The sequence below is a fragment of the Microvirga calopogonii genome, from assembly GCF_003347665.1.
GTDB classification, from domain to species: Bacteria; Pseudomonadota; Alphaproteobacteria; order Rhizobiales; family Beijerinckiaceae; genus Microvirga; species Microvirga calopogonii.
The window spans coordinates 1-20,570 of record NZ_QDGA01000003.1 but is presented as its reverse complement, the minus strand read 5'-3'; the positions used below and the strand labels follow the sequence as shown (position 1 = coordinate 20,570).

Annotated in this window: 20 protein-coding genes; 6 read left to right on the top strand and 14 right to left on the bottom strand. The window is 63.8% G+C overall.

Annotated elements, in window-relative coordinates; all coding sequences use genetic code 11:
• Positions 1-65: 65 nt before the first annotated feature.
• Both DDF70_RS04430 and glnA read left to right on the top strand, forming a co-directional pair.
• Positions 66-404 carry a P-II family nitrogen regulator gene (locus tag DDF70_RS04430; protein ID WP_009490961.1) on the top strand — a complete coding sequence of 113 codons (339 nt, stop codon included), beginning with the start codon at positions 66-68 and terminating at the stop codon, positions 402-404.
• 69 nt (positions 405-473) lie between these two features.
• The gene (gene glnA / locus DDF70_RS04425; RefSeq protein ID WP_114943666.1) at positions 474-1,883 is read left to right on the top strand and encodes a type I glutamate--ammonia ligase; all 1,410 of its coding nucleotides are present in this window, start codon (positions 474-476) and stop codon (positions 1,881-1,883) included.
• A gap of 411 nt (positions 1,884-2,294) precedes the next feature.
• Here glnA and DDF70_RS04420 read toward each other — a convergent pair whose 3' ends face one another.
• Entirely contained in the window at positions 2,295-3,083 is a 789-nt protein-coding gene (locus DDF70_RS04420; RefSeq protein ID WP_114943665.1) for an SDR family oxidoreductase, read from the bottom strand.
• Positions 3,080-3,409, bottom strand: coding sequence for a nuclear transport factor 2 family protein (locus tag DDF70_RS04415; RefSeq protein WP_114943664.1), 330 nt, complete (start codon positions 3,407-3,409; stop codon positions 3,080-3,082). The genes DDF70_RS04420 and DDF70_RS04415 overlap by 4 nt, the downstream gene beginning before the upstream one ends.
• A gap of 96 nt (positions 3,410-3,505) precedes the next feature.
• On the opposite strand from DDF70_RS04415, the gene DDF70_RS04410 reads away from it, so the two are divergent.
• Complete coding sequence (locus tag DDF70_RS04410; RefSeq protein WP_114943663.1) at positions 3,506-4,399, top strand: LysR family transcriptional regulator; 894 nt, start codon at positions 3,506-3,508, stop codon at positions 4,397-4,399.
• Between the two features lie 322 nt (positions 4,400-4,721).
• On the opposite strand, the gene DDF70_RS04405 is transcribed toward DDF70_RS04410, so the two are convergent.
• Together DDF70_RS04405 and DDF70_RS04400 are read right to left on the bottom strand one after the other, a co-directional pair.
• Positions 4,722-5,351 carry an outer membrane protein gene (locus tag DDF70_RS04405; protein ID WP_114943662.1) on the bottom strand — a complete coding sequence of 210 codons (630 nt, stop codon included), beginning with the start codon at positions 5,349-5,351 and terminating at the stop codon, positions 4,722-4,724.
• 310 nt (positions 5,352-5,661) lie between these two features.
• The gene (locus tag DDF70_RS04400) at positions 5,662-6,360 is read right to left on the bottom strand and encodes an alpha/beta fold hydrolase (RefSeq protein WP_114943661.1); all 699 of its coding nucleotides are present in this window, start codon (positions 6,358-6,360) and stop codon (positions 5,662-5,664) included.
• 188 nt (positions 6,361-6,548) lie between these two features.
• On the opposite strand from DDF70_RS04400, the gene DDF70_RS04395 reads away from it, so the two are divergent.
• Entirely contained in the window at positions 6,549-8,045 is a 1,497-nt protein-coding gene (locus DDF70_RS04395; RefSeq protein WP_114943660.1) for a DEAD/DEAH box helicase, read from the top strand.
• Here the strand turns inward: DDF70_RS04395 and DDF70_RS04390 are convergent.
• Both DDF70_RS04390 and DDF70_RS04385 read right to left on the bottom strand, forming a co-directional pair.
• Entirely contained in the window at positions 8,038-8,430 is a 393-nt protein-coding gene (locus DDF70_RS04390; RefSeq protein WP_114943659.1) for a TfoX/Sxy family protein, read from the bottom strand. The two genes, DDF70_RS04395 and DDF70_RS04390, sit on opposite strands and share 8 nt — an antisense overlap.
• 17 nt (positions 8,431-8,447) lie before the next feature.
• Positions 8,448-8,828, bottom strand: coding sequence for a HesB/IscA family protein (locus tag DDF70_RS04385; RefSeq protein WP_114943658.1), 381 nt, complete (start codon positions 8,826-8,828; stop codon positions 8,448-8,450).
• Positions 8,829-9,000: 172 nt separating this feature from the next.
• Here DDF70_RS04385 and ybaL point away from each other — a divergent pair, with 172 nt between their 5' ends.
• Positions 9,001-10,851 carry a YbaL family putative K(+) efflux transporter gene (gene ybaL, locus DDF70_RS04380; protein ID WP_114943657.1) on the top strand — a complete coding sequence of 617 codons (1,851 nt, stop codon included), beginning with the start codon at positions 9,001-9,003 and terminating at the stop codon, positions 10,849-10,851.
• Here the strand turns inward: ybaL and DDF70_RS04375 are convergent.
• From DDF70_RS04375 to DDF70_RS04345, 7 genes are all read right to left on the bottom strand, one after another.
• A complete protein-coding gene (locus DDF70_RS04375) occupies positions 10,750-11,970 on the bottom strand; it encodes an FAD-dependent oxidoreductase (protein WP_114943656.1) in 1,221 nt (406 codons plus the stop codon). The two genes, ybaL and DDF70_RS04375, sit on opposite strands and share 102 nt — an antisense overlap.
• A 288-nt stretch (positions 11,971-12,258) precedes the next feature.
• The gene (locus DDF70_RS04370; protein WP_114943886.1) at positions 12,259-12,633 is read right to left on the bottom strand and encodes an SUF system Fe-S cluster assembly protein; all 375 of its coding nucleotides are present in this window, start codon (positions 12,631-12,633) and stop codon (positions 12,259-12,261) included.
• Positions 12,634-12,653: 20 nt separating this feature from the next.
• Positions 12,654-13,889, bottom strand: a complete 1,236-nt coding sequence (locus tag DDF70_RS04365; RefSeq protein WP_114943655.1) for a cysteine desulfurase — start codon at positions 13,887-13,889, stop codon at positions 12,654-12,656.
• Positions 13,890-14,007: 118 nt separating this feature from the next.
• A complete protein-coding gene (gene sufD, locus DDF70_RS04360) occupies positions 14,008-15,321 on the bottom strand; it encodes a Fe-S cluster assembly protein SufD (protein ID WP_114943654.1) in 1,314 nt (437 codons plus the stop codon).
• A 1-nt stretch (position 15,322) separates the two neighbouring features.
• A complete protein-coding gene (gene sufC, locus DDF70_RS04355) occupies positions 15,323-16,075 on the bottom strand; it encodes a Fe-S cluster assembly ATPase SufC (protein ID WP_009490946.1) in 753 nt (250 codons plus the stop codon).
• 129 nt (positions 16,076-16,204) lie between these two features.
• On the bottom strand, positions 16,205-17,677 hold the full coding sequence (gene sufB, locus DDF70_RS04350) for a Fe-S cluster assembly protein SufB (protein ID WP_114943653.1): 1,473 nt from the start codon (positions 17,675-17,677) through the stop codon (positions 16,205-16,207).
• Positions 17,678-17,746: 69 nt separating this feature from the next.
• Positions 17,747-18,919 carry a cysteine desulfurase family protein gene (locus tag DDF70_RS04345; RefSeq protein ID WP_114943652.1) on the bottom strand — a complete coding sequence of 391 codons (1,173 nt, stop codon included), beginning with the start codon at positions 18,917-18,919 and terminating at the stop codon, positions 17,747-17,749.
• A 232-nt stretch (positions 18,920-19,151) separates the two neighbouring features.
• Between DDF70_RS04345 and DDF70_RS04340 the strand changes: the two genes are divergently transcribed.
• Positions 19,152-19,808: an alpha/beta hydrolase gene (locus tag DDF70_RS04340; protein ID WP_114943651.1), complete on the top strand. Its 657-nt coding sequence runs from the start codon at positions 19,152-19,154 to the stop codon at positions 19,806-19,808.
• Between the two features lie 80 nt (positions 19,809-19,888).
• Here the strand turns inward: DDF70_RS04340 and DDF70_RS04335 are convergent.
• The coding region (locus DDF70_RS04335) for a calcium-binding protein (protein ID WP_162820215.1) at positions 19,889-20,570 on the bottom strand (682 nt) is incomplete at its 5' end.

Genomic DNA, 20,570 nt, shown 5'->3' with positions numbered 1-20,570 from the left:
CGCATGGAAGGCGCTCCGTGCTGGTGCTAAAAGCGGCAAAACCTCGAACGAAACGGTTGACCGGGATGAAGAAGATCGAAGCCATCATCAAGCCCTTCAAGCTCGATGAAGTCAAAGAAGCTCTCCAGGAAGTTGGCCTTCAGGGCATCACCGTCATCGAGGCGAAAGGCTTCGGCCGCCAGAAGGGCCACACCGAGCTCTACCGCGGCGCGGAATACGTGGTGGACTTCCTTCCGAAGGTGAAGCTCGAAATCGTCCTGAACGACGACATGGCCGAGAGCGCCATCGAGGCGATCCGCAAGGCCGCTCAGACCGGACGCATCGGCGACGGCAAAATTTTCGTTTCGACGGTCGAAGAGGCCGTTCGTATCCGCACGGGCGAGACCGGATCCGACGCGATCTAAGCTCGCTTTCCCAAGCCAAGGCCTACAGGCCGAGGACTATCTCTAAGGGCAGAAGAGGACCAGACGATCATGCAGACCGCCAAGGATGTGCTCAAGGCGATCAAAGATAACGACGTCCAATACGTCGACTTCCGTTTCACCGACCCGCGCGGCAAGTGGCAGCATGTGACCTTCGACGTCTCGATGGTCGACGAGGACATGTTCGCCGACGGCATCATGTTCGACGGTTCGTCCATCGCCGGCTGGAAGGCGATCAACGAGTCCGACATGACCCTCATGCCCGACCCGACGACCGCCCAGATGGACCCGTTCTTCTCGGCGTCCACCCTGGTCATCAACTGCGACATTCTCGAGCCGGCTACGGGCGAGCCCTATAACCGCGACCCGCGCGGCATCGCCAAGAAGGCCGAAGCCTATCTGCAGTCCACGGGCATCGCCGACACGGTCTATGTCGGTCCCGAAGCCGAGTTCTTCGTGTTCGACGACGTGAAGTTCATGGCCGACCCCTACAACACCGGCTTCAAGCTCGACTCCTCCGAGCTGCCGATCAACGGCGACACGCCTTACGAGGGCGGCAACCTGGGTCACCGCATCCAGACCAAGGCCGGCTACTTCCCGGTTCCTCCGCTCGATTCCGCCCAGGACATGCGCGGCGAGATGCTGGCTGCCATGAAGGCCATGGGCGTCACCGTCGAGAAGCACCACCACGAGGTCGCTTCCGCCCAGCACGAGCTCGGCACGAAGTTCAACACTCTCGTGCGCACGGCCGACGAGATGCAGATCTACAAGTACTGCATCCACAACGTCGCCCAGTCGTACGGCAAGACGGCCACCTTCATGCCGAAGCCGGTCTTCGGCGACAACGGCTCGGGCATGCACGTGCACCAGTCCCTGTGGAAGGGCGGCAAGCCCCTCTTCGCCGGCAACAAGTATGCCGACCTCAGCCAGGAATGCCTGTGGTACATCGGCGGCATCATCAAGCATGCCAAGGCGCTGAACGCCTTCACCAACCCGTCGACGAACTCCTACAAGCGTCTCGTCCCGGGCTACGAGGCTCCGGTGCTGCTGGCATACTCGGCCCGTAACCGCTCGGCCTCCTGCCGTATTCCGTGGACGACCTCGCCGAAGGCCAAGCGCGTCGAGGTTCGCTTCCCCGATCCGACCGCCAATCCGTATCTCGCCTTCGCGGCGATGCTGATGGCCGGCCTCGACGGCATCCTGAACAAGATCGATCCCGGCCAGGCGATGGACAAGGACCTCTACGATCTTCCTCCGCGCGAGCTGAAGAAGATCCCGACGGTCTGCGGTAGCTTACGCGAAGCCCTCGCCAGCCTCGACAAGGACCGCGCGTTCCTGAAGGCCGGCGGCGTCTTCAACGACGACTTCATCGACAGCTACATCGAGCTGAAGATGACGGAGGTCGCCCGCTTCGAGATGACCCCGCATCCGGTCGAGTTCCAGATGTACTACTCCGTCTAATCGGAGCGAGCATCGAACCCAAAAGTGGACACCACTTTTGGGACTCATCCGACGCTCTCTTTGTAAAGTAGCGCATCGTTCAAGCGGAAAACCGGAACCACTTTTCCGCACGATGCGCGGACTTTCCTCCCGGCTGCGGAACAGCAGCCTCCCTTCACCGGGGCTCTTCTCGAGCCCCGGTTTTTTATTGCCTATCTCTGGATGGGAATCGCAAAGCTCGGCCTCTTGGGTAGGATCGGCCGCACGCCAGACGAAGGAGCTTCCGGAACGCATCCGGATGGAGGCGCCGGTGTATCTGGGCATGATCGTCCTGACCATGATCCTTCTGCGATCCTTCTGCCCCTTCTGATATTCGCGCCGAAGCAACACGGCGCGACGTTTAATCTAGCAGCCAACGGCAGGGCGATCACTTCAGACGGTCGGAACGGTGCCTCCGTCGATAACAAACTCGGCGCCGTGGATCGCGGCGGCGCGATCCGACGCCAAGTAGGCGATGACGTCAGCGACCTCATGAGGTTCGGCAGCACGCCCGATCGAGATCCCGCCTAGGCTGTCGAGCACGACCTGCCGCGCCTCCTCGATGGTGCCGCCATTGGCGGCCTGTATGCGCTTCAGGAAATCCACGGACGCCTCGGTCATGATCCAGCCGGGGGAGACGACGTTGACCCGCACGCCCTTGGGACCAAGCTCCTTTGACACTGACTTGCTGTAGGTCCTGAGCGCCGCCTTGGCGGAAGCGTAGGCGGTGGTGGCCTCCGGCAGCGGAAGGACCGACTGGATGGAAGTCACGTGCACCACCGCACCGCTGCCGCGCTCGATCATCTGCGGGATCAGGAGACGATCAAGGCGAACAGTCGCCATGAGGTTCCGGTTCAGTTCGGACAGCCAGTGGTCGTCCGTCAGGGCGACGAAGCCGCCGCCCGGTGTCGACGATCCGCCGATCACATGAGCCAGAATGTCGATCCCGCCCAGGCGTTCGAGCGCCGCCTTGGCCAGCGTTTCCCCGCCCTCAGCGGTTGTGAGGTCCGCCTGTACGAAATCAACGCCGTCCATGGGCTCCAGGAGCCCGCGGGCGGCAGTGATCACTCGGGCTCCGCCAGCCAGAAAGCGGTCGACGGTGGCGCGGCCCAAACCCTTGGTGCCGCCGCTGATGAGTACGCGCTTTCCCGCAAACTCTGTCGGATCAGCCTTGATGTTCATGCCGTGATCTCCAAAGCCTTGATGGCGTCGTCTTCGAGCATGAAACGATAGGTGAAGCGGATCGGGCTGCCTTTGAAGTCGCCGTGGGCAGGCCCTTCGACGATGACCTGACCGGTCTCGTGGCGAACGGTGTCCGGCGTGAAGATCGCCTGGACGGGGATCACCGCCTCTTCGAACAAGGTCCGCAGTTCGGCGTGGCCCTCGTGACGGCCTCCGTTGTCCAGAACGACAGCATCGGTGACGAAGGGGGTCAGCATGCCCTCAACATCGAGCCGGGCGTTCGCCTCGACATAGTCGGCTATGGGCTTGGGTAGTTCGATCGGCATTGCTCGGCTCCTTGACGTGACAAGGACAATTTAGAGATAGACATGGTTCACGATAACAGGGACAAATCGGTATGTGGTGTTGCGGAAATCGGGATAATGTCGAAGCACGGCCTGATCGAATTTGATGCTGTTCTCGCCATTGCGCGGCGCGGATCGTTCCGGGCAGCGGCGCTGGAACTTGGACTATCGACAACCGCGCTGAGCAACGTCATCGGCAAGCTGGAGCGCCAGCTCGGCGTCCGACTGTTCAATCGCACCACCCGTAGCGTTTCCCTGACGGACGCTGGACGGAACTTCGTCGATCATGTCGGGCCTGCCGTGAAGACGCTTCACGATGCAATGGGCGCCGCCCGCTCACAGCAGGAAACCCCGTCCGGAACTCTTCGGATCAATGCATTCGCAACAGGCGCGCGGGAAGTTCTTGCTCCGCTCCTGCTAGAGTTCTTGCGTCGCTATCCCCAAGTTCACGTTGATCTCGTCACCGAGGGCCGGATCGTGGACATCGTTGCCGACGGGTTCGACCTTGGCCTGAGGCGCGCCGACCTTGTGCCGAGCGACATGATTGCCATTCCCGTCGGCTCTCCCCGCAGCTTCGCCGTGGTTGCATCGCCCGCGTATTTCAAAGCCAACGGTAAGCCCCGCGTGCCCCCCGACCTTCTGCGCCATTCATGTCTTCGGATCAGGTTGCCGAATGGCGCGCTGCATCACTGGCAATTCGAGAAGGACGGTCAGCCGGTTCAGATCGACGTTCAAGGTCCTATTACGCTAGACGAGGCCAGCCTCTCGCGCATCACTGTCCTCAATCACGTCGGCATCGGCTACTTTATGGAGTACGATGTGCGCGAAGACATCGAGGCAGGGCGTCTCGTTCGGGTCTTGGAAGATTGGACGCCACTGCTAGCACCCTTGTGTCTCTACTATCCTAGCAGACGAAATCCATCGGCCGCGCTCAAGGCATTGATCGGCATGGCGCGTGGCCTTGCTGGATAACGGTTTGCTCGGTGACCGCCTTTGTCGGGAACGGCCATTTAGCGATCGCGGTGCAACAACTGAGTGATCGGTATCCTTGCTTAACCCTTGGCCTGACGCTCGCTTTGAATTTCAGTCTTTGGAAATTGAAGAGGGATTGGCCGCCCGGAAGGGCTGTATTTCAACACCTCGTCATTTGCCGATACCACTATAATCTTTAGCGCCAAGGGTATTGTCGGCCCAATGGATCCTGACCCACCGCGCGATGCCGGATGTTCGGCCCCGAAAAACAAAAAGGCCCGGTGTTTCCACCGGGCCTTCTCATTCGCCGAAGCGATGAGTCTTAGTAGGTGCTGAAGCGGTAGTTCAGACCAGCGCGAACCACGCCGAACTCGGCGTCGTTGTTGATGCCCAGGAAGTTGTCGTCCTGGTCGAGGTTCACGTACAGACCTTCGACCTTGGCCGACAGGTTGTTGGTGATGGCGTACTCGATACCGCCACCGACGGTCCAGCCCGTGGCGCCGTCAGCGAAGGCGAAGCCGCCGGTTGCGTAGATCAGAGCGCGGTCGAAAGCCACACCGGCGCGAGCACGAACCGTGCCGAACCAGTCGCTGTTGTTGAAGTCAGCAATGGTGCCGTCAGCGAGGATGACGTCATTGCCGCCGAAATCGGCGTACTGGATGTCGCCTTCGAGACCGACCACGAACGAACCGATCTGGTAGTTGTAGCCAGCCTGCGCGCCGCCGACGAAGCCGCCGTCGTCATTGAGGTTGTAACGAACGTTGTTGAAAACGAAGTCGTCGTTCGTGTTCCAGCCGTAGCCAGCGTTCACACCGACGTAGAAGCCGGTCCAGGTGAAGACCGGAACGGCAGCGATGACCGGAGCCGGAGCGCGGCGGGACGGGAGGTCAGCAGCCAGAGCGCCAGAAGCGAGGCCGAGGAGGGCAACCGAAGAGAGGAGGATCTTTTTCATTTGTCTTGGTCCATCTGTTAGAAGGATGTGACGCAGCTTGTAGCTCAGACCTGCCCTACCGTCTGTCACTTTCCTGCCACAGTTAAGACAAGAAGCGCGGCTTTTCACATCCGCAACCGAAAGTTGGCGGATTTTACCGCGTCGCCGACCCGGACGCCGCCTTCTCCCCGACTGCCAAAATCTTGAAATAGACGTTCCGGATCAAAGACTTGTTCGTGTTTCAAAGGGCTCGACAAGCGGTCGGCGGATCCGGTAATCACTCATTGACCATCTTCGCGACGAGTTTCGCAAGCCTCGGGTGTCGGCATGGTTAACGGCCGTTAAGCCACAATTGCATCGCATGAGTGACCCGATCAGGCTGCTCGAGGGTCGACATGTGCCCTGCCTCAGGCACCACCACCAGCGACGCCCATTCGATCATGTCCGCCATCTCTCGGGCGATCTCGGGCGGCGTAATCGAATCACCCTCCCCGACGAGAATCAGGGTCGGGATTTCGATTCCCGGCAGCGACGGGCGCGAATCGGCCCGTGCCATGATGGCCCGCTGCTGGCGGATATAAGCTTCGGCGCCAGTCTCCCGCATCATTCCGAGCATGATGTCATGAAGGGCTCGGTCGCCCCGGTGGTCGGGATGCACGAGGCGGGGCCAGAGCGCGGAATCGATCTCGTCGAGGCGCCCCGCCTCCGCGAGGGCGATCAGGCGCTCGCGATCCCGGGTCGCTTCGGGCGTGTCCGGGCGTGCGCTGGTATCGAGCAGGGCCAGCCGCTCCACCCGTTCCGGCGCCTGCCGCATCACCTCCATGGCGATGTACCCGCCCATGGAGAGCCCCGCGAGAGAGAAGGTCCCGGGCACGTCCCGCAGAAGCCGGCTGGCCATCGCGGCAATCGAATCATCCTGAACCTGGTCCGCCACGACGATGGTGCGGTCCGAGGACAGGGCGGCGATCTGGGGCTGGAAGAGCCGGACCGTGCAGGCCAATCCGGGAATCAGAACAAGTGTTTCGGCCATTCAAATTTCCCTTTGTCGCCTCTCGGCAAGTTTCCTTGGATTGACAAGCGCATAGCTTATCTTATGGTCCCGCCACTCCTTAACTTGAGCAAGACCCTCAGGTGAAACCAGTCTCGCGCCTGTTTGTTGCCGTAGAGCGCGGCCGGCACTTAAGAGCGCGCCTAGCCCCTCAACGGTAATTAGCATTCATGTCGTTCGCCGAACTCGGACTTAGCGATAAAGTTCAACAGGCCGTAGCAAGCGCCGGATACACCGAGCCGACGCCCATCCAGGCCCAGGCCATTCCGCATGTCCTCTCCCGCCGCGATGTCCTTGGCATCGCCCAGACCGGCACGGGCAAGACGGCGGCCTTCACGCTCCCGATGCTCACCCTTCTCGAAACAGGGCGCGCCCGGGCGCGCATGCCCCGCACGCTCATCCTCGAGCCGACGCGCGAGCTGGCCGCCCAGGTCGAGGAGAACTTCGACAAATACGGGATCAATCACAAGCTTTCCGTGGCCCTGCTGATCGGCGGCGTGTCCTTCGGCGACCAGGATGCCAAGATCACCCGGGGCGTCGACGTGCTGATCGCCACGCCCGGCCGCCTGCTCGACCATTTCGAGCGCGGCAAGCTCCTGCTCACCGGCGTCGAGCTGCTCGTGATCGACGAGGCCGACCGGATGCTCGACATGGGCTTCATCCCGGATATCGAGCGGATCGTGAAACTGGTGCCGTTCACCCGCCAGACCCTGTTCTTCTCCGCCACCATGCCGCCGGAGATCCAGCGCCTCGCCGACGCCTTCCTTCACAATCCGGTGAAGGTGGAGGTCGCCCGCGCCGCCTCGACGGCTTCGACGATCACCCAGCGCCTCGTGGCGACCGGACGCGAGGATTACGAGAAGCGCGAGACCCTGCGCGAACTGATCCGGGGCGCGACGGACCTGCAGAACGCCATCGTGTTCTGCAACCGCAAGCGCGACGTGGCGGTCCTGCACCGTTCCTTGCAGAAGCACGGCTTCGACGCGGTGGCGCTCCACGGCGACATGGACCAGCATGCCCGCATGGCCGCTCTCGACAGCTTCCGCAGCGGCGAGATGCCGATCCTCGTCGCCAGCGACGTGGCGGCCCGCGGCCTGGACATTCCGGCGGTCAGCCACGTGTTCAACTATGACATTCCGCATCACGCGGAGGATTACGTGCACCGGATCGGCCGTACGGGCCGTGCGGGACGAAGCGGCCAATCCTTCACGCTGGTGGGCCCGGGCGACGAGAAATCCCTGGCGGCCATCGAGAAGCTGATCGGCCAGCCGATCGAGTGGCAGGGCCCGACCCTCGCCGAGCGCCCGGCCTCGGAAGGTTCTTCCCGCCGTCGCGGCGGACGGGGCGAGGACCGCTCGCGCGGCCGCAAGGTCAAGGTCCGCTCGTCCGGCCGGAGCCGTGGTCCCTCCGACGAGGCGCGGGAGGAAGCTCCCGCCCCGCGCGCGGCGCAGGCTCCCCGCGAGGAGCACGAGAACCGCAGGCCGAGGCAGGAGCGCCAGGATCGTCATGAGCGCCAAGATCGTCACGAGCGCCAAGAGCGCTCCCACGATCGGGGTTACCAGGGACGCTCGCGGCGCGACGACGACATGGACGAGAAGGTGATCGGCCTCGGCGATCACGTCCCGGCCTTCCTCATGCGCTCCGTGACGACGAAAAAAGCTAAGTAGCGCGCTCCGCGGCCTTCTTCGGGACCCTGCGGGCCGGCTTGGCCCGGCCGCCTCTTTGCGCCTGGGCCGATTTCGCCCTCCGGGCGGCCGACACGGCCATCACGGCAAGCTCTGCCGCCTCGTCGGGATCGTCGAGCGCCGATTCCGGCATGAGCCAGTAACTCATGATGCTTCTGCGGCCGTCACGGGTTTCGTAGGCGAAAGGGCGCGAGCCTCGCTCCCGGAAGAACCGGGCCGTCTCGTCATCGGCCTTGAGATAGACTTCACCGGAAGCCACGAGGGCGAACATCAAGTCGCCCTGATAGACCCCCTGCCCGCCGAACATCCGCCGGATATGAACGGGCCCGAGGCTGCGGAAGATATCGCGAAGGTCCTCGGGATCCATGGTGTGGTTCCGACGCGCTAACCGGCCGATTGAAGGGCCGCAGGCGTCGCAGGCGTGATCGCCACCGACTCGCCGCAGCCGCAGGCCGAGGTCTGGTTCGGATTGTTGAAGACGAACTGGGACGACATCTTGGTGGTCTGGAAATCCATCTCGGTGCCGAGCAGGAACAGCACGGCCTTGGGATCGATCAGAACGGTCACGCCCTTGTCCTCGACCACCTCGTCGAGCGGGTTGACGCTTTCCGCATATTCCATGGTGTAGGACATGCCGGCGCAGCCGCCGTTCTTGACGCCGACGCGCACGCCGACGATGGGGCGGTCCGCCTTGCCGATGATGTCCTTGACGCGGTTCGCCGCCGCGTCGGTCAAGGTGACGACCTTGAAACCGGGTAGTGCCATAAGCCTTCTCTCCTGACGGCCGGGTTCAAGGCCCGGGCAGAACGAGTTCGATCCCCCATAGATAAGAGCTGAAACGGCAAACGTCGAGACCGTTCAGGGTTGCTCCTACGGTCGAGGTCCATCATATCGGATGCATCCCGTCCCAAGGTCCGCCGCTTCCCAAGGAGAGCAGATGCCGCATCACACGCCGCTGATATCGACCATCGTCGTCGGCCTCGTGATGGCATTCACCCTCGGCACCGTCGCCCACCGATTCCGCCTCTCCCCGCTCATCGGCTACCTTCTCGCCGGTGTCCTCGCCGGCCCTTTCACGCCGGGCTACGTGGCCGACCAGGGGCTCGCGAACCAACTCGCCGAAATCGGCGTGATCCTGCTGATGTTCGGCGTGGGTCTTCATTTCTCCCTGAAGGATCTGCTCTCCGTCAAAGCCATCGCGATCCCGGGCGCCATCGTCCAGATCGCCAGCGCCACGCTTCTCGGCATGGGGCTCGCCTGGGCGATGGGGTGGACCCCGACCAGCGGCCTCGTCTTCGGTCTGGCGCTCTCTGTCGCCAGTACGGTCGTGCTGCTGCGCGCCCTGCAGGAGCGCCGCCTCGTCGAGACCGAGCGCGGCCATATCGCGGTCGGATGGCTGATCGTCGAGGACCTGGCCATGGTCCTGACGCTGGTGCTCCTGCCCGCCTTCGCGAACGCGACCTCCAGCGCCTCGGCGGATCTCGAATCCATCGCGGTCTCGCTCGGCATCACCCTCGGCAAGGTCGTGGCCTTCGTGGCCGTCATGCTGATCGTCGGCCGGCGCGTGATTCCCTGGATCCTGCACTACGTGGCCCATACCGGCTCACGCGAGCTCTTCCGTCTGGCGGTCCTGGCCATCGCCCTGGGAGCCGCCTTCGGGGCGGCGCAGCTCTTCGGCGTGTCCTTCGCCCTCGGCGCCTTCTTCGCCGGCATGGTGCTGAGCGAGTCCGAACTCAGCCATCAGGCCGCTTCGGAGACCCTGCCGCTGCGTGATGCGTTCGCAGTCCTCTTCTTCGTCTCGGTCGGCATGCTGTTCGACCCGATGATCCTCGTCAACGAGTTCGGCCCAGTCCTGGTGACCTTCCTGATCATTGTGGTCGGCAAGTCGCTCGCGGCGTTTGCCATCGTACGGCTCTTCCGCCACCCGGACTCGACCGCCCTGACCATCGCGGCGAGCCTCGCGCAGATCGGTGAATTCTCCTTCATTCTCGCCGGCCTCGGCGTGGACCTGAAACTCATGCCGGAAATGGGCCGCGACCTGATCCTGGCCGGCGCCATCCTGTCGACCCTGACGAACCCGTTCCTGTTCGCCCTGCTGGACCGCTGGACCGCGAAGCGCGAGGCTGCCGCTAAAGCCGAGACAGTGCCCTCCGAGAGCCCGGCAGTCGTGACAGAGGAAGCGCCTGCACCTGTCGCCGAGCCGCTGCCGATCACTGCCCTCACCGACCACGTGGTTCTTGTGGGTCACGGACGGGTCGGCAAGTTCATCACCGGCAAGCTGGCGACCTCCGGCACGCCCTTCCTGGTCATCGAGACGAACAAGAACCAGGTCGCCGAGCTGCAGAGGGACGACCAGCAGATCATCGTCGGCAATGCCGCGGCTCCCGATGTGGCCGCTGCCGCGAACGTCAAGGAGGCCCGGTGCCTCCTGGTGGCAATCCCGGACGCCTTCGAGAGCGGCCAGGTCGTCGAGCAGGCCCGCAGGATCAATCCGGACCTGCCGATCATCGTCCGCGTTCACTCCGACGCCCAGGAGGAGCACGTGATGAAGTACGGAGCCTCCCGCGTCGTCATGGGCGAGCAGGAAATCGCCCGGGCCATGTTCGCCGCGGTGCCCGACGCACCCCGCTCACCCGTGTTGTCCTCCGTCGAGGAGGTGGACGGCATGACGGATGGCGACGAGCCGCTACCGAATGTGCTCGGGCCGGAAGCCGATGCCGATCAGCCGGGCGGGAAGCCGGCGGAAGAGCGGCCAGCGGGCCAGCATGCGGACGATCCAGGGCGCTGAGACCGGCTTCCTGCTTTTCAGGACCGGATCGATCAGACGGTTCTGCAGCAGGACCTGGAATCCTTGCGTCATCCGGGTCGGCCATTCGCGCCGCTTCTGCACGAGGGCGAGAGATTCAGGCCCGACAGGCCCCTGCTTCAGCAACGGTCCCAGGATATTGGCCGTCGCGACCGCATCCTGAATGGCGAGATTGATCCCGACCCCGCCCGCCGGTGACATGGCATGGGCGGCATCGCCGATACAGAGAAGGCCCGGCTTGAACCATTGCTTCAGCCGATCCACGGCGACGGTCAGAAGCTTGATGTCGTCCCAGGATTGCAGCTCCTCCACCCGGCTTCCGAGGAAGGGGGCCAGCCCTTCAAGCTTCGCCCGAAACGCCGGAAGCCCCTCCTGACGGAGTTGCTCGACCGTGCCTTTCGGGATGAGATAGGCGCATTGCCAGTACTCGCCGCGGTCGATCATCACCAGCATCTGTCCGGCCTCGATCCGCCCGAGCAGCTGGCTCGGGTCGCCCGGCAGCTTCGACACCCTCATCCAGAGCACGTCCATGGGTGCGCCGAGATCCAGGATCTCGAGACCCGCCTTCTCGCGCACCACCGAGCGCCGCCCGTCAGCCGCCACGATGAGATCGGCCCGCACCTCGAGAGGACCGTCCGGGGTCGCCACCCGGACACCCACGACCTTGTCCTGCTCCTCGATCAGGTCGGTCGCTTCCGCTAGTGTCCGCAGATGGAAATGCGGATAGGCACGTGCGTGATCGGCCAGGAAATCCAGAAAGTCCCATTGCGGCATGAAGGCGATGAACTTGCACCGCGTGGGCAGATGCGAAAAGTCACCCAACTTCAGCGTTTCGCCCCCGACGACGAGGCTGACGGTCTGCGTCTCCTGATGCGGCCTGGCGAGGAATTCCTGCAGCAGGCCCAGCTCGTACATGATTTCTAGGGTCGAGGGGTGAATCGTATCGCCACGGAAATCCCGCAGGAAATCGGCATGCTTTTCAAGGACCACCACATCGATCCCCTGCCAGGCCAGCAGAAACCCCAGCATCATCCCGGCCGGCCCGCCGCCGACGATACAGCAGCGGGTTTGCAGAGTTTCAGAGGATCGAGGCGTGTCCATGCTGGCCTCCTTCGACCTCCAGCAAACGCCGGCAGGGTCGGAGAAACTTAGCACAGGTTAAAGCGACAAACGCACTGTCATTCCGGGGCCGCGCAGCGGAGCCCGGAACCTATAGCCGCCGACATGGAAGGCAAAGGCGATCAGCGTCTCACCATCCGTTGAATCCGTAGCGGTTATGGGTTCCGGGTTCGCCTACGGCGCCCCGGAATGACAGTGCGAAGCACTCCGTAACTAACATGGCCGGGACAAGCCCGGCCATGACATGGAACAGATTTTGAGAGCCGAGGCTCACCACATGTCGAGGGCGACACGGGCCTCGTCGGACATGCGGCTCTGATCCCACGGCGGATCGAACACCATGTTCACCTTGACGCTCTGAACGCCCTGGACACTCGCAACGGCGTTTTCCACCCAGCCGGGCATTTCGCCGGCGACCGGGCATCCCGGCGCGGTCAGGGTCATGTCGATGACGACATTGCGGTCGTCGTCGATATCGACTCGGTAAATCAGACCGAGTTCGTAGATGTCCGACGGAATTTCCGGATCGTAGACGGTCTTGAGCGCCGAGATGATGTCGTCCGTCATGCGGTCGAGCTCTTCCGGCGGAATGGTGGAACCCGGGGACACCTGCGGCGCGTTGGGCCCATCCTGGGTCGGGGTCATGTCGTTCACAGGTCTAATCCTCAAGCAAACAGGGCTTCCGCCTTCTGCAGGGCTTCCGCCAGCTTATCGACTTCTTGCATGGTGTTGTAGAGGCCAAATGAAGCGCGGCAGGTCGAGGTCGCGCCGAAGCGTTCGAGCAGCGGCATGGCGCAATGGGTGCCGGCGCGGACGGCCACGCCCTGCCGGTCGATGATCGTCGCAACGTCATGGGCGTGCGCGTTCTTCATCTCGAAAGCCAGGATGGAACCCTTGCCCTTGGCGCGGCCGATGATCCGGATCGAGTTCATGGCCCCCAGGCGCTCATGGGCATAGGCCGAGAGCGCCGCCTCGTGCGCCTGAATGTTCTCCCGCCCGAGCTGCATCATGAAGCGCAGAGCCGCGTCGAGGCCGATGGCCTCGATGATCGGGGGCGTGCCGGCCTCGAACCGGTGCGGCGGGTCGTTATAGGTGATCGCGTCCTGCTTCACCTCGCGGATCATCTCGCCGCCGCCCGAGTAAGGCGGCATCTTCGCGAGCCATTCGCGCTTGCCGTAGAGCACGCCGATGCCGGTCGGTCCATAGACCTTGTGTCCGGTGAAGACGTAGAAATCCGCATCGAGGTCGCGGACGTCCACCTGGAGGTGCACCGCGCCCTGGGCTCCGTCGATCAGGACCGGGACCCCATGGGCGTGGGCGATGCGGATGATCTCCTTCGCGGGCGTCACGGTGCCGAGCACGTTCGACATATGCGTGATGGCGACGATCTTGGTGCGCGGCGTGATGAGCTTCTCGAATTCCTCAAGGAGGAAGTTCCCCTCATCGTCCACCGGCGCCCATTTGATCACCGCCCCCTTCCGCTCGCGCAGGAAATGCCAGGGTACGATGTTGGAATGGTGCTCCATGATGGAGAGGATGATCTCGTCGCCCTCCCCGATATTCATGCGCCCGAAGGAATCCGCCACCAGGTTGTAGGCTTCGGTCGCCGACTTGGTGAACACGATCTCGTCGATCGACCCGGCGTTGAGGAACTCCCGCACGGTTTCCCGCGCGCGCTCGAACCCCTCGGTCGACACGTTCGCCATGTAGTGCAGGCCGCGATGAACATTGGAATAGCCCGTCTGCATGGTGTTCACCATGGCGTCGATCACGGCCTTCGGCTTCTGGGCCGAGGCGGCGTTGTCGAGATAGACGAGCGGCTTGCCATAGACCTGTTGACCTAAGATCGGAAACTCCGCCCGGATCGTTTCGACGTCGTATGGCTTCACTGGAGCGTTCATTGCCAAAACCGTTTCTCTGCCGTCATGGCCGGGCTTGTCCCGGCCACCCACGTCTTCCCACGTCGGCGCGATGCAAAGACGTGGATGCCCGGCACAAGGCCGGGCATGACGAGGAGGGTTATGCTCGCGCCCTCAGCCAGCCCTCGACCGTAGAGACGAGCGCCTCGCGGACCGCTTCGTTCTCCACGAATTCCAGCGCTTCGCCCAGGAAGGCCTGGACCAGGAGGCTTTCGGCCTCCTTCTTCGGCAGGCCGCGGGCCATGAGGTAGAACAGGAGATCCTCGTCGAGCTGGCCGCAGGTGGCGCCGTGGGCGCACTGCACGTCGTCGGCGAAGATTTCGAGCTCCGGCTTGTTGTTCATGGAGCCGCCCTCCTCCAGGAGGAGCGCCGCCGACATCATCCGGCCGTCGGTCTTCTGGGCATGATGGGGAACGATGATCTTGCCCTGGAAGACGCCGGTCGCCTCGTTGTCGATGACCGTCTTGAACAGCTCGCGGCTCTCGCAATGGGGAGCACCGTGCTCGACGATGAGCGTCGAGTCGCCGTGCTGCGAGCCCTTGAGCATCGTCGCGCCGTTCACGCGCAGCTTCGTGTTCTCGCCGTTGAGGACGGCGAACACCTGATGCCGCGAGGTCGCCGCACCGGCCGTCACGTTGATGCTGTTGAACACGGCCTCGCCGCCGATCCTGGCTGCGAGCGTCGACAGGGCAAGCGCCTTGTCGCCCTCGGCATTGACGCGCACGTGCTGAACGTTGGTGCGGTCGCCTGCGATCATCTCCACCACGTCGTTCGGCTGGTGGTTGGCGCCGTCGGTGCTCTCGTGCGTTTCGAGCAGGGTCACGGACGCGCCCTCCTCCACGACCACGAGAACGCGCGTCGCCGTGGCGACGGCGGAACTCGCCGCCGTCACGAAGCGCAGATGCACGGGCGTTTCGACAGGCCCGGCCACACGGATCATGACACCGTCGGCCATGAAGGACGTGTTGAGCTGATAAACCGGGTTGTCGTTCGCCCACTGGACCGGGCTCAAGCGCGACAGCCACTCGTGGCCGTTCGCCAGGGCTTCCGCCAGCGGCACGATCTCGAGGTTCTCGGGAAGCGCATGGAAGTCCACCGCCTCGCGCACGAAATGGCCGTTCACGAACGGCACCTGGAGCGCCTCGACGCCCGCGAGAGCCTTGGCATTCGTCAGGGCAGCCCTGGCCTCGTCAGCCGAAGGAACGCCGGCGAAAGGCGCCACCTCGCGCAGGAGGGTTCGCAGGTCGGTGTACTTGAACTCCTCGACCCGGCGGTGCGGGAGACCGCGCGAGTTGAACTGCTCGAAGGCCTGAGCGCGCGCCTCGCCGTTGCCGGGCAACGCCGTCTTCGCACTCTCGAAAGCCTGCACCAGCGCTGTTTCCGCCGGCGTCTTCATAAGGGTCACGTCAGCCATCTCAGGCGGCCTCGCTTTCCCGGTAATCGGCATAGCCGTTGGCCTCGAGTTCGAGCGCCAGCTCCTTGCCGCCGGTCTTCACGATGCGGCCCGCATGCATCACGTGCACGGTGTCGGGCACGATGTGGTTCAGGAGGCGCTGATAGTGCGTGATGACGAGAAAGGCACGGTCGGGCGAGCGCAAGGCGTTCACGCCCTCCGACACGATGCGCAGGGCGTCGATGTCGAGGCCGGAATCGGTCTCGTCCAGGATGCAGAAGGTCGGCTGGAGCAGCGCCATCTGCAGGATCTCCATGCGCTTCTTCTCGCCGCCCGAGAAACCGACATTGAGAGCGCGCTTGAGCATGTCCTTCGGAATTTCGAGCTGCTGGGCAGCGGCGTTCACGCGCTTGATGAAGTCCGGCGTGGTCAGCTCCTCTTCGCCGCGCGCCTTGCGCTGGGCGTTGAGGGTAGCCTTCAGGAAGGTCATCGAGGCGACGCCGGGGATCTCCAGCGGATACTGGAAGGCCAGGAACACGCCCGCGGCCGCGCGCTGATCCGGCTCCATCTCCAGCAGGTTCTGGCCGTCGAGCAGGATCTCGCCGTCGAGGACCTCGTAGTCCTCCTTGCCGGCGATCACATAGGACAGCGTCGACTTGCCCGAGCCGTTCGGGCCCATGATGGCGGCGACCTCACCCTTGTTCACGGTGAGGTTGAGGCCGTTGAGAATGCGCTTGTCCTCGATCTGGACAACAAGGTTCTTGATTTCGAGCATCTTGATACTTCCATCCGCGTCATCCCGGGCGAGCGTAGCGAGACCCGGGACCGCTATCCGAATTGAACTGGCTTGGTCGATCCCGGCTCTGCGCTGCGCTTCGGCCGGGATGACACCATTGGTTTTCGATTAGCCCACAGAGCCTTCGAGCGAGATCGAGATCAGCTTCTGCGCCTCGACGGCGAACTCCATGGGGAGCTGCTGCAGGACGTCTTTCACGAAGCCGTTCACGATGAGCGCCGTCGCCTCTTCTTCCGAGAGACCGCGCTGCTGGCAGTAGAACATCTGATCTTCGGAGATCTTCGATGTGGTCGCCTCGTGCTCGAACACGGCGGTGGCGTTCTTCGACTCGATGTAGGGCACCGTGTGCGCGCCGCACTGGTTGCCGATGAGGAGCGAGTCGCAGTTCGTGAAGTTGCGCGCGCCGGTCGCCTTGCGGTGAGCCGACACGAGACCGCGATAGGTGTTCTCGGACTTGCCCGCCGCGATGCCCTTCGAGATGATCCGGCTCGTGGTGTTCTTGCCCAGATGGATCATCTTGGTGCCGGAATCGACCTGTTGCTTCCCGTTCGACACGGCGATCGAGTAGAACTCGCCGCGCGAGTTGTCACCGCGCAGGATGCAGGACGGATACTTCCAGGTGATCGCGGAGCCCGTCTCCACCTGGGTCCAGGTGATGACCGAGTTCCTGCCGCGGCAATCGCCGCGCTTGGTCACGAAGTTGTAGATGCCGCCCCGGCCCTCGGCATCGCCAGGGTACCAGTTCTGGACGGTGGAATACTTGATCTCGGCATCGTCGAGGGCGATCAGCTCGACCACGGCGGCGTGAAGCTGGTTCTCGTCACGCTTGGGCGCCGTGCAGCCTTCGAGATACGACACGTAGGAGCCCTTGTCGGCGATGATCAAGGTGCGCTCGAACTGGCCGGTGTTCTTCTCGTTGATGCGGAAATAGGTCGACAGCTCCATCGGGCAGCGGACGCCCGGCGGGATGTAGACGAACGAGCCGTCGGTGAATACGGCCGAGTTCAGGGTGGCGAAGAAGTTGTCCGTCACCGGCACGACCGAGCCGAGATACTGGCGCACGAGGTCCGGATACTCCCGGATCGCCTCCGAGATCGGCATGAAGATCACGCCGGCCTTGGCGAGTTCTTCCTTGAAGGTCGTGGCGACCGACACGCTGTCGAACACCGCGTCCACGGCGACCCGGCGCTCCGGCTCGACGCCGGCGAGGATCTCCTGCTCGCGCAGCGGAATGCCGAGCTTCTCATAGGTCTTGAGAATCTCCGGATCCACCTCGTCGAGGGACTTCGGCGCCGGGTTCTTCTTCGGAGCCGCGTAATAATAGATGTCGTTGTAGTCGATCTTGTCGTACGACACGCGCGCCCAGTTCGGCTCCTTCATGGTGAGCCAGCGCTTATAGGCATCGAGACGCCACTGGAGCATCCACTCCGGCTCGCCCTTCTTGGCCGAGATGAAGCGGATCACGTCCTCGGAGAGGCCCTTGGGCGCCTTCTCCATCTCGACCTCGGTCTCGAAGCCGTACTTGTACTGATCGACGTCGATCAAACGCACCTGATCGATCGTTTCCTGCACTGCAGGCATCTGTCTCTCCCACCGCTCACGGCTTCAAGGGCCGCGGGTTGATGACTGAAGGAACGCGAACCGGCTCTCTCAGGCCGCGCTCGCCTTCCGCTTATATAAGGTGCCGACCACCCTTTCGCACGCCTCCGCAAAGCGGATTACGTCCTCGTGCGTGGTCGACCACCCCAAACTTACACGCAAAACACCCTCTGCGAGGGTCGGCTCCACGCCCATGGCGTCGAGCACATGCGATCGCTTGACCTTTCCGGACGAGCAGGCCGAACCGGAGGACAGGGCCACGCCTGCCAGATCGAAGGCGATCAGTGCCGTCTCGGCCTTGAGGCCGGGTATGGCAAAGGCGAAGGTGTTAGGCAACCTTTCCGCAGCGAAAGCCACAACAAGTGCATCCGGCGCGATCCGGCGAACCTGAGCCTCGGCCTCGCCGCGCAGCTCCCGAAGCCGCCTCGCTTCGTCTTCGAGGCCCGCCTGAGCCAACTCGGCCGCGGCGCCGAAGCCCGCAATGGCTGCCACGTTCTCGGTACCAGCCCTGAATCCCTTTTCCTGGCCGCCGCCGCGGATCAGCTTGTCGCCGATCTCGAACTGGTCCGAGGCCAGGATCAGCGCTCCGACACCCTTCGGGCCGCCGATCTTGTGCGCGGAGAGCGTGATCGCATCGACGCCGAGCCCGGCGATATCGACCGGGATCTTGCCCGCCGCCTGGACCGCGTCCGTGTGGATCAGCCCGCCATGCTCGTGAACAAGCCGGGCCGCCTCGGCCACCGGCTGCAGCACGCCGGTCTCGTTATTGGCAAGCTGGACCGATACAAGGATCCGCTCGTCTCCGGCCTTCCCCAATTGGGCCTTGAGCCAGACGAGATCAAGGATGCCCTGGTCATCGACGGGAATGACATCGACAGCGTCCGCGGGGAAGCGGTGACCGTTGAGAACACAGGGATGCTCGACGGCCCCCACCAGAAGCTTCGTCGCCCCCGTCTGCCCCAGGCGTCGGAAGCCGGGCGTCAGGACGAGATTGGCCGCTTCGGTCCCGCCGCTCGTGAAGACGACGCTCTTCGCCTTGGCGCCGACGAGGCGCGCCACTTTCTCGCGGGCCTTCTCGATTTCCGCCCGGGCGGCGCGTCCCTCCGCATGGACCGACGAAGCGTTGCCGGGAAGCTGGAGCGCGCGCAGAACCGCCTCCGCAACCTCCGGCCGCAGCGGCGAAGTCGCGTTATGGTCGAGATAGGTGCGCGGGCTGAACGTCATAGCTGCCCTGAGGCCTCACGAAATTCTTGCAATCGACCCTGGTTGCCGTGCTAAAGCACCTCAACCACATCTGTCCCGTGTTTCTCCCCGGAGCCGTTGCCGTCCGGAAAATGAAACATTGGAACACTTTAGAATAATTCTAAGGGTTCTTTTAGGAGAATCCGCGACCTGAAGTCAAGGTCGTGTCAGGGTTTTCCCTCTCCCTGGAGAGGTGATCAAGAGGTTCGCGTACATGCCTGAAGTCATCTTCACGGGTCCTGCCGGTCGCATCGAGGGGCGCTACCAGCCTGCCAAGGAAAAAGGCGCTCCCATCGCCATCATCCTGCACCCGCACCCGCAATTCGGCGGGACGATGAACAACCAGATCGTCTATAACCTGTACTATGACTTCGTGAAGCGGGGCTTCTCGGTCCTGCGCTTCAACTTCCGCGGCGTCGGCCGCAGCCAGGGCGCCTTCGACCATGGACAGGGTGAACTCTCGGATGCCGCCGCAGCCCTCGACTGGGCCCAGGCCATGAACCCGGACGCCCGCGCCTGCTGGATCGCCGGCGTGTCCTTCGGCGCCTGGATCGGCATGCAGCTCCTCATGCGCCGCCCGGAAATCGAGGGCTTCATCTCGATCGCCGCTATGGCCAACCGCTACGATTTCTCGTTCCTCGCCCCCTGCCCGTCCTCCGGCCTGTTCGTGCACGGCTCCGAGGACCGCGTGGCCCCCGTCAGGGACGTGATCAGCGTCATCGAGAAGGTGAAGACCCAGAAGGGCGTCAAGCTCGAGCATGCGGTAATCGAGGGCGCCAACCACTTCTTCGACGGCCGCGTCGAGGAGCTGATGGTGGCGGTGGACGAGTATCTCGACAAGCGCCTCGGCTCGACCGAGGAAGCGGCCTGAGACCTTAAGCTTCATCCTAAACATGAGAAGGGCCGGTCGGCAGACCGGCCCTTCATTCATTGTGAGACTGCGGTCCCCGCTCAGTTCAGGACGAAGTTGGCCGAGGTCAGCGCCAGCCCGGCAGCGAGCTGGGCGAACTTCACCTGCGCGGCCGGGCTTGCGCCATCCGGATCGTAGAACAGCGCGCCGGTCGCGCTGTCGTACACGACCTGCGCCGCGTTGTTGGCCGTCGCCGCCGTCCCGATCACCAGCGACACCGACGCGCCGAAGCCGCCGAACACGCTCCGGCTCAGCCCGATCCAGTCCTCCGCCACGGCGAAGTCGGCGATCCGGTCGACGTTGCTCGTGGCATTCAGCGCGCTCTCGAACACGAAGGTGTCGCGCCCCGCCTCGCCGTGCAGCACGTCGTTGCCCGCGCCGCCGACCAGGCGGTCGTCGCCGGCGCCGCCCGCGACGAGATCGTCGCCGCTGCCGCCCTCGAGCCAGTCGTTGCCGGCGCCGCCCCACAGGGTGTCATGGCCATCCGCCCCGGCCAGGATGTCGTTGCCGCCCTGGCCGTTGAGCTCGTTGGCCTCGGCCGAGCCGTAGACCGTGTCGTTCCCTGAGCCGCCGAGCACGTTCTCGAAGCCGCTGATCACGTCGCCCGCCGCCTGGCCGGCCGTATAGCCGGTGCGCAGGTCGACGAGAGCCCCGTCCGCGCCGCCATAGACCAGCGTGTCGGTGCCATCGCCGCCGCTCAGCGTGTCGGCACCCGCGCCGCCG